1 protein-coding gene and 1 pseudogene are annotated in these 1,761 nt (G+C 55.8%); both read left to right on the top strand.

Annotation, left to right across the window (positions count from 1 at the left end; genetic code table 11):
• Window positions 1-912, top strand: a 912-nt coding sequence (locus AC01ZF_RS17495; RefSeq protein WP_428132894.1) for a TolB family protein, incomplete at its 5' end; no start/stop codon positions are given.
• Window positions 913-990: 78 nt separating this feature from the next.
• Window positions 991-1,761 (top strand): annotated as a pseudogene (locus AC01ZF_RS17490) (hypothetical protein); the annotation flags it as partial.

Here is a 1,761-nt window from a genome sequence, read left to right as displayed (position 1 = left end):
ACCGGTAGCTACTGGGAACTCTACCGTGCCAATTTTAACGGTGGTGGTCAGCGTATAACCTTCAACAATAACGAAACCGTCGCATTTTCATGGCGGCGCAGTTGGGATCCGGCCCAGCAATACCTGATCGTCGACTCGCGACGTGATAGCTCGCAGTATCGACAGATCTACGCACTCAACAACATTGCTGCCAGTGCTGGTGAACAGGCACCCGGAGCCGGTGTGATACGGATCAGCTACAGTGCCGGTGATGGAGCTTACCCACCACCTTTTAACGACTACTCTGACTTGCCAGGCAGTGAGTACAATGCGTCAGTATCACCCGACGGAAATCTGATGGCCTTCATCTCTGAACGGCAAGTTGGTATCCCACAGATCTATGTGCGACGGCTCAACTTCCCATTACGTGGTTTTGCCCAGCCGATCACTTCGTATCAGCAAGCATGTACGGTGGAAACACCCACGTGGTCGCCTGATGGCCGCAGTATGTTCTGGGTCACCAACTGCGAAGGGAATTTTGAGATCTACCGGGCGCAGTTGCGCTACGGCTATATCGAAGTCCTTTACGTCGGAATTGATTTGACGAACATCCGCAACCTGACGAACAACGCTGTCAATGATCGCTTCGCCCGCGTCTCACCCGACGGCAAACAAATTGCCTTCGCCAGCGACCGCGACGGGAATTGGGAGATTTATGTGATGAACAGCGACGGTAGCAATGTGCGTCGCCTCACCAACAATCCCGCCACCGACGATGCACCGACGTGGTCGCCCGATGGCCGGCAATTGGCCTTCGCCAGCGACCGCGACAGTGACTTCGAGATCTATATCCTGAACGTCAGCGATGGTACGATAACCCAACAAGTCACCCAAAACACCGCCCAAGACCGCTGGCCGTTGTGGAATCCATAATAGGGCCGCACGGCTGCGCAGCTCCCCGTGCGGCTCCCTGGGACCGGTATCCTAATCGCAACCAACAGAGGTACTGCGATGAAACATCTTCAACGAATGATGCTCATCATCATCCTACTCCCGCTCATGCTGCCCACTGCTCGTCCCCTCGCTGCCGCACCCTTCTCCGGTCGCACCGGCTTTGCCGACCCTCGCTTTGAGACTATCTGGGCCCGTACCGACAGCGAAGCAGTACGCGGTGGGCGCACATGGTATTGGGGGCCGGGACCATGGTTTGATTATGCTGAGTTCTACGCCGACAGTCCCAACGGTCTCCGTACCGTACAATATTTTGATAAGGCACGGATGGAGATAAACCGGCCTGCCGATGGGATCGTCACCAATGGCTTATTAGTGGTCGAAATGGTGAGTGGCCGCATCCAGTTGGGTGATATTCCTACCAATGCACGCCAGTATCGTTGTTCAGACGTACCGGTTGCTGGTAATCCGCGCAGCGCCAACCCAGCTTCACCCGGCTATTGCCAATTTACCGATCGCGCAACCTTCCCTGACCTGTACCGGCCTGCCTACCGTGATCCCGAACGACTGAAACAACGGGTCAGCACCACGATCGATATCAACGGCAACCTCGGCGAACAACCCGATCTCGCCCGCCCTGAAACCACGATTGTGCAATACAGCACCATTACCGGGCACAACATTCCCCAAGTCTTTTGGGACTTTATGAATCGGCGCGGCAAGGTGTTTGAGAACAGCCGCGTCACAACCGGCCCAATTGTCGATTGGCTCTTTGCAATGGGCTATCCGATCACCGATCCCTACTGGGTACGGGCCGTCGTCGGTGATACC

It is taken from the genome of Chloroflexus sp. (genome assembly GCF_056331925.1).
This window is presented reverse-complemented; position numbering and strand designations above follow the sequence as displayed.